The sequence below is a fragment of the Komagataeibacter sp. FXV3 genome, from assembly GCF_015155755.1.
In the GTDB taxonomy this organism is placed as follows: domain Bacteria; phylum Pseudomonadota; class Alphaproteobacteria; order Acetobacterales; family Acetobacteraceae; genus Komagataeibacter.
The window spans coordinates 1-7766 of the sequence record NZ_VWPI01000053.1; the positions used below are offsets into that span (position 1 = coordinate 1).

Annotated in this window: 4 protein-coding genes and 1 pseudogene; 3 read left to right on the forward strand and 2 right to left on the reverse strand. The window is 66.6% G+C overall.

The window, feature by feature from the left end:
- Both F1542_RS05435 and F1542_RS05440 read right to left on the reverse strand, forming a co-directional pair.
- Window positions 1-3577 (reverse strand): translocation/assembly module TamB domain-containing protein (locus tag F1542_RS05435; protein ID WP_193732145.1); only part of this gene is annotated, 3577 nt, incomplete at its 3' end.
- Window positions 3577-5535, reverse strand: a complete 1959-nt coding sequence (locus F1542_RS05440; RefSeq protein ID WP_193732147.1) for an autotransporter assembly complex family protein — start codon at window positions 5533-5535, stop codon at window positions 3577-3579. The genes F1542_RS05435 and F1542_RS05440, both read right to left, overlap by 1 nt.
- Before the next feature lie 287 nt (window positions 5536-5822).
- Between F1542_RS05440 and F1542_RS17350 the strand changes: the two genes are divergently transcribed.
- The 3 genes and pseudogenes from F1542_RS17350 to F1542_RS05450 form a co-directional block, all read left to right on the forward strand.
- On the forward strand, window positions 5823-5948 hold the full coding sequence (locus F1542_RS17350; protein WP_256431440.1) for a hypothetical protein: 126 nt from the start codon (window positions 5823-5825) through the stop codon (window positions 5946-5948).
- Window positions 5949-5951: 3 nt separating this feature from the next.
- Entirely contained in the window at window positions 5952-7361 is a 1410-nt protein-coding gene (miaB, locus tag F1542_RS05445; protein ID WP_193732146.1) for a tRNA (N6-isopentenyl adenosine(37)-C2)-methylthiotransferase MiaB, read from the forward strand.
- Window positions 7362-7453: 92 nt separating this feature from the next.
- Window positions 7454-7766 (forward strand): annotated as a pseudogene (locus F1542_RS05450) (phosphate starvation-inducible protein PhoH); the annotation flags it as partial.

Consider the following 7766-nt stretch of genomic DNA (forward strand, 5'->3'; position numbering starts at 1 on the left):
TGACCAGCGAGAACCCACCCGTCACCACCGGCGCCACAGTGGTGCCCCCCGCATGGATGCTGCCGTGCATTTCCGTGTTCAGCCCATGCCCGCGCACATAGAACTGCCCCGGTGAACGCACGTCCAGGTTCAGCCCGATCACCAGTGGCGAGGTATGGACCACCTTTTCCTGCGTCTCCGCATCCTCGGGGCGGATGACATCCAGATGCGCCACCGATGTCGGGAGTGAGTCCGGAATGTTGACATCCACGCGCTTGAGCGTGATGCCCCCTGTTGCATCGATCCGGCTGGCAAGCTGGCCCTTTACGCCCAGATCACCGTTTATGGTCGCGGTCACAAGGTCACTGGCCAGCGGCCGGGCGTTATCGGCATGGATATGCAGGTCGATCGGCTGGCCGGGTTCCAGCACCCCGTAACTGCCGGTGACACCGATGGTGCCCTTGCCCGCCTGCGCGTTCAGGTCGGCTATGACCAGCCGGTCCCCCATGGCATTGACCGTGCCGTGCATGGCGGACAGCTGTATGCCCTGCCCGTAATCATGGAATACGCCATTGGTCAGGTTCAGCGTGCCATTCAGGCGCGGCTGCTGTGGCGTGCCACGCACGCCCAGCGCGACCTGCAGCGCACCCCCCGCCTGCATGCCCTGTGCGCCCAGATAGGCATTGGCCACCGCAAGGTCCACATTGCCATCGGCCTGCAGCGTGATCTGGCCCGCCCTGTTGACCGGGGCCGTACCGTGCAGCCCCAGATTGACCTGCGTACCCGCGCGTATCTGCGCATCGACCCGCGCCATGCCTGCTGTCAGGTTGGCCGTGGCCTCCATCGATGCAGGTGCCAGGGACGATGTATAATCGGTGTGGTATTTCAGGTCCCGCCCCTGCAGCGTCACCCGGCCGGAGGGATGATCGAGCGTCCCGGTCAGCCGTGCTTCGGCCGACAGCGTCCCCTGCGCATGCAGCGTGGGGATGAAGGGGACAAGCAGGTCGGGGGACAGCCGGCTGATGGCCGCATGCAGGTCCAGCGTGGGCCTGATCCTGCCGCTGACCTCCACACTGCCCGGCTGCCCCTGCGGCGGGGCAAGGCTGATCCGCAGGTGGTCGATCGCGGTTTCCCTGCCATAGGTCACGGTGGCCGGGGCATCCAGCCGGATGACCTCGCGCCGGGCCTGCGCTTCCAGCCGGCGCACGTTTACCGAGCTTGCGGGAATGTTGGACACCACCGCCGCGTCGATGGTGGCAGGCCCCGTCCACGGCGTATCCAGCCCCGACTGCGCCACCACGTTCAGCGCGGCGAACGGCCCTTTCGCGGTGACATGCGCGTGTCCCCCCATGTCGCGGAAATGCGCGTTATCCACCACAAGGTCGAGGTCGGTTACCGGCGCGTCCCCCGTTGGGTCCTGCACCCTGCCCTTCAGGACCAGCCGGTCCACGCGCGCCATGGCCGCACTCAGCGCACTGTCCACGTTCACGCTCAGGGCGGCGGGGCTGTCCGCGGTCGCACTGGTGCTGCGCAGGCTGGCGGACAGGTGGCCGCTCATGTCCTGTCCCGTAAGATCGCGCAGGTCCGCCAGCCGCGTCATGTGCAGGTCCAGCGTGCCCGACGGCACCACATGCCCCTTGGGCAGCGTCATGTCCGCAAGCCCCGTCAGGCTTTTCCAGTTCAGGTGCGAAAGCTGCAGGTGACGGCTTTCATCGGCATTGCTGTCCAGACGGGCCGTGACCTGAACCGGCGCACGGTCCACCGTACCCGATATATCCAGCGCCCCTTCCCTGACCTGTGGCAGGTGCTGCATGGTCAGGCTGGCCTGCACATTGCCCGCCGCCGTGTTGCTGGCCGCCATGCTGGCCTGCGTCTTCAGGCTGGCCGCAAGGTCATTGACCGGCCCGGTGGCATGCAGGTCGGCCTGTGCCTGCCCCTTCAGCGTGGGGGCCAGCACATGCAGGTCCGACAGGGCAAGATGCGCCGTGGCATCAACCTGCATCGGCTCCCCCGTCACCAGCCGGGTAGGCGTCGCATCAAGGTGAAGGGTCCGTCCCTCCGCCAGCAGGGAGGTAAAGATGACCGTATTCCCCCTGCCCGGCCCGCTGGCGATGGTGCCTGCGATATTCAGGTGTCCGGTGTCCCCGATCAGGCCAACCGCCATGGGCAGGCCGCCATCCAGCACGATATGGCTGTCCAGCGCGAACGGCCCCGCCTGCTGCGCCGTGGGAAGTGTGATATTGCCATCCAGCCCGGCATGGCCATGCAGTTGCGTCCCCCCTGCCGCCGCCAGCGCGGCAAGGTCGGGCAGGTCGGCATGGAAGGTCGCGGCCATGGGCCGGGCCGTCGTGACCTGCCCGGTCAGTTGCGCCAGCGGATGCGACAGCGACAGCGCCACCGGCCCACCGGCCGCATCGGGCCGCCACAGCACATCCAGCCGCAACGGGTCGGATGCGAACAGCGTGGGCTGGCTGCCGGGAATGCGCAGTCCGGTCACGGTGGTATGGAGGGCGGCGTGCTCCTCCTGCCCGCCCGCCTGCGCGCTCAGCCCGTCAGCCACCATGTGCAGGGATGTGAAACCGGCGTCGTTATAGGTCAGGCGATCGATATCCAGCGTGCCATTGCCGGTGGGCCGGTCCACCGTGCCGCCCACATGGGCGGCAAGGCTTATGCCCTGCCAGTTCGCGCCGCTGATCGTCACAGGGTCGCTTTTGCCCGATACATCCAGCGTCATGTGATGCGTGACCAGCCCGACCTGGCCACCCGCCTGCAGGTGGATGGCCCCGGCGGTGGCCGTCAGCGCAAGGCGGGTGGCGTCACGCGGGCCATGCAGCCCCAGCGACAGGTCCATGGGCGCCAGGGCGGACAGGCCACTCAGCGTTGTGGCGAACCCGCCCGCTTCCTCATGCGCATGCAGGTCCAGCGCGACATTGGCGCGGTCCAGCCGCGTGGCCAGCGACAGCGCACCGGGCTGGTCCAGCCGCTTCAGGTCCAGCGCGATATCGGCGGGCGGCAGGGTGGCGATGGAAAAATGGTCCAGCACCGGGGCGATGTCATCAAGGCTGGCATGACCATTGAGGCTGAAGGACGCGGGCACGCGGGCAATGGCAGCGCCGACGTCAATCCGCGCCACATGCACCGCGCGGATATCGACCCCCATGTGGATGCTGCCTGACGTGTCCTTTTCCGGCTTTGACGGATGGGCGGGATCATCCTCGCTCAGCCGCGGGATGGACAGGCGCGCCATGGACAGGTTGCTGATGACCGCGCGCCGCGTCAGCAGCCGCAGCGGCGACCAGTCCAGTTGCAGGTCATCAATCGACAGCCACGCGCCCTTATAATCATCCAGTTCCAGATGCCGGACATGCAGCGCATCGGGAAAACGCCCCCCCAGCCCCGACAGGTGCACGCTACCGCCGGTCAGCCCCGGCAGGCGCCGTTCGATTTCATGCTGGCCCGCCCCGGTATTGGCGGCCACCAGCACCATGCCCAGCGCCACGGCCACCAGTCCCACGGGAATGCCCACGGCAAAGGCGGTCGCGCGCAGGACGCGCCGGGCCGGGCCGCGCGGCGTGGGGGGGATGGTCGTATCAGACATCAGAACGTTTCCCCCAGCCCCACATACAGTTCCCACTTGTCGCCACGCGCGGGCCGGTTGAGCGGCACGGCCACGTCCAGCCGCACCGGCCCGATGGGCGTGTAATAGCGTGCCCCCGCACCCGCGCCCACGCGCACCGTGCCCTGGAACGGCGTCCGGCCCGCCGTGACCTGGCCCGCGTCGATAAAGCCCACCGCGCCGAATTTCTGCATGATGCGCTGGCGGTATTCAAACGACCCCGCATCCATGGACGTGCCACCAATGGCATAGCGCGTATTGGCGAACTGCGGCCCCACGCCCTGATAGCGGAAGCCGCGCACCGTGGCGGAGCCACCGGCATACAGCCGCTGGTCGGGCGGAATGGCGAAGGTCGACGCCCCTTCCACATTGCCAATGGTGCCGCGCCACGCCAGCACGCTGCGGCCGGGCCGCGACAGGCCCAGGGCCTTCAGGTCGAAATAGGTCGAGACCGTGGCCTGCATGATCGCGAAGAACGACGTGCCATCGGTCAGCGACGCCGATGGCGTGATGCTGGCCCCCAGCCGCACCCCATGGGTTGCGGGGGTGATGGGGTTGTCCACCCCCGTGCCGTCATAATTGGCCGAAAGCGGCAGGGATGCGATGAAATAGCTGTTGTTGGTGCGCATCTGCTGGATCTGTTCCTGCTCGATCTGCCCGCCAAAGGACACGTTCCAGTGGCGGTTGACGCGCCGGACGATGCCGATGCGCGCCAGCAGCGCGGTCTGCCGGTAGGAATAGAGTTCCTGCTTGATGCCTTCGAGGCGCGCGCTCATGTTCTGGTTGCGCGACCCGAAATCGGGCTTCAGCAGGTCGGCATAGAAGTCATAGCCCAGCCCCTGCTCGGCCGAGCCGCCAAGCCCGGTGATCAGCGCCGTCAGCCGCAGCCGCTCGGCATTGCCGAACAGGTTGTTATGCGTCCATGTCACGCCCGCGCGGCCACCAAGGTCGGTGGAATAGCCGCCTTCGGCGCCCACGCTGTGGCGCTTGCCCTCGCGGAAGGAAAAATCAAGCGGCATGGACCCATCGGATGCCAGCGTGTCGCCATGGTTCACCTGCACATCGGAAAACAGCCCGGTGGAGGCGATGTCCTGCCGGGCGCGTTCAATGCGTGATGGCTGGTACAGCTCCCCCGGTGCGATGGTCAGCCTGCGCGCGATATAGGCCGGGTGCGTGCGCTGCAGCCCCGCGAAGTCGAACGCGCCCAGATTGACCACCGGCCCGCGATGGACGGTATAGGCGACGTCGAGCGTATGCGTGTCGGGCCGCAGCCATGCCTGCGGCTTGCTGACACTGGCCAGCGCGTATCCTTCCTCCGTCAGGGCGGTCTGGAGCGTGACGCCGGCGGCCAGCACGCTTTCCGCCTGCGCGGGCATGCCGGGCTTCATGGCGAATGCCCTGATTTCATCCGCATTCAGGTGAACGGGTGGATCGCCCTTGTCCGGGTTCAGCGTCACGACGCCGATGCGGAACGCCACGCCGGGCCGGGCGCTGATGGTGATCTGCGCCCTGTGCCCCGCCGGGATGGACTGCATCCATTCCGGCAGGTCGGGATCACGCCCGTCATGGCTGCCTGCAATGGGTGCGCCGGTTTTGCCGCCGCCATCGGTCACGGTCATGGTGATGCCGCCCGCATAGAAGCCGTAGCTTTCCAGCGCGCTGATCAGCCGGGAATAGTCGTTATGGATGCGCCCCGTCAGCGCAAAGGGGCTGACGGCCTGTGTTTTCTGCAGCGACAGCAGGTCCGATGACGCCCGCAGCGCATCATCAAGGTCTGCATTGCCGGTCGGGCGCAGGGTGGTGGTGTATTCCTGCGGGTCGGCCGCCATGGCGGCGGGAACCCATGGCCCGAGGGCTGTCATGGCTGCACACAGGCTTACATAACCGGCACTGCGCCGGACACGCGCGTTAAGGCGGCGTGCCAGACGGGAATGACGCAATCCTGTCAAACGGTGCCGCCCCTGTTCCTGTCCTGCGTGTGTTCAGTTTCCCACTGTGTGATAACTGCCATTCCCGGCATGCATGATCAAACCGATATTAACGTCGCCACCTTAATAAGTTCCAAATATGTCATATAGGTGCCCAAAAGGCGCGGGTCATGTTGCAAACTGTCTCCATCCCCTCAATCCTTTCTTGACATACCCCCGATTCCGGCGGGCATGATCGATATCGGCAGGAAGGGGTTGCCGCGCCCGGCACCCCACCATGATGCGGACCGGGAGCGTTGATGGGCAGACCATTTGTTCCTTGGCTTATTATCAACGGCAAGGCACTTGACCGCGCGCACCTGTACACCGATGTGTTGCGCCCGTTGTGCGGGCAACCGCCCGCGATGATGCCCGAGGATACCTGACCCGTGAACAGCCTGTCTCCCCCTTCCGGTGTGGCCCAGCCGCAATCCAGCACATCGTCCGCGACACGGGGGCTTCATGTCATAACATGGGGCTGCCAGATGAACGTGTATGACAGCGAGCGGATGTCGGACGTGCTGCGCCCGCTGGGCTATCGCGCCGTGGGCACGCCGGATGATGCGGACATGATCATCCTCAACACCTGTCATATCCGCGACCGGGCGGCGGAAAAGGTGTTTTCCGAACTCGGCCGCCTGCGCAAGGTCAAGGAAGCCCGCGCCGAACGCGGCGAAGGCACGGTTCTGGCCGTGGCGGGCTGTGTCGCGCAGGCGGAAGGCGGCGAGATCCTGGCCCGCGCGCCGTATGTCGACATCGTGCTGGGGCCGCAGACCTATCACCGCCTGCCCGAAATGGTCGCCCGCGCGGCGCGCGCGGCAGGTGCGGTGATCGAGACGGATTTCCCCGTCGAGCAGAAATTCGACTTCCTGCCCGCCGACCGCGAAGCCCCGGCCGGGGGGGCAGCCTTCCTGACCATTCAGGAAGGGTGTGACAAGTTCTGTTCCTTCTGCGTCGTGCCCTATACGCGTGGGGCCGAAAGCAGCCGCCCCGCACAGGCCGTGATCGCGGAAGCACGACGTCTGGTGGCGGCGGGCGTGCGCGAGATCACCCTGCTGGGCCAGAACGTCAACGCCTATCATGGTGATGGCCCCGACGGGCGTACATGGGGGCTGGCGCGCCTGGCGCGCGTGCTGGCCGATGAGGTGGGGATCGAACGCATCCGCTACACCACGTCGCACCCGCGCGACATGGAGGACGACCTGATCGCCGCCCATCGCGACCTGCCCCAGCTCATGCCGTTCCTGCACCTGCCGGTGCAGTCCGGGTCCGACCGGGTGCTGGCGGCCATGAACCGGGGACATACGGCGGATGAATACCGCGCGCTGGTGGGCCGCCTGCGCGATGCGCGGCCCGACCTTGCGCTGTCATCCGACTTCATCGTGGGCCACCCCGGCGAGACGGATGCCGACTTTGCCGATACGATGCGCCTGATCAACGATATCGGCTTCGCGCAGGCCTATTCCTTCAAATACTCGTCCCGCCCCGGCACGCCCGCGGCAGGGGCCGCCATGCACGTTGCCGAGGACGTGAAGGATGCCCGCCTGCAGGAACTTCAGGCCGTGCTGCGCGTACAACAGGATGCATTCAACGATGCGACGGTGGGCGTGACCGCCCCCGTCCTGTTTACCGGGCGCGGGCGCAAGCCGGGACAGGTTTCGGGGAAAAGCCCGTGGCTGCAGGCCGTGAACGTGGATGGGCCGGACAGCCTGATCGGGCGTATCGCCAACGTGGATATCCGCCACCGTTACACCAACTCGCTGGGCGGTGTCCTGACAGAGGAGACAGACAGGGCTTGAGAGAACAGACACAATCCACGCTCCACGCCCCCCGTCGCGGTGGCGGGCGGCGTCCTCCCCCCCATGGCACGGCTGCGGCAAATGACCGCACCGTGACCCTGCAGTTTGAGGATAATGCGCTTCTGGCGCAGCTTGTGGGGGATCACGACCGTCATCTCCTGCATCTTGAACGTGGATTTGATGTCCGGCTGGCCTGCCGTGGCAACCGTATCGCCATTACGGGCACGGCCGCACGGGTGGGCCTTGCACAGGGCACGCTGACCGAACTGTACCGCCGCGCCCGCGCGGGGCAGGTCGTGGATACCGCAACCGTGGACACCGCCATCCGCATCGCAGCCCATGCCCTGTCAGCCCCATCCGCCGCAACAACGGATATGCCCGCCATGACCAATGCCAGTCCCCCTG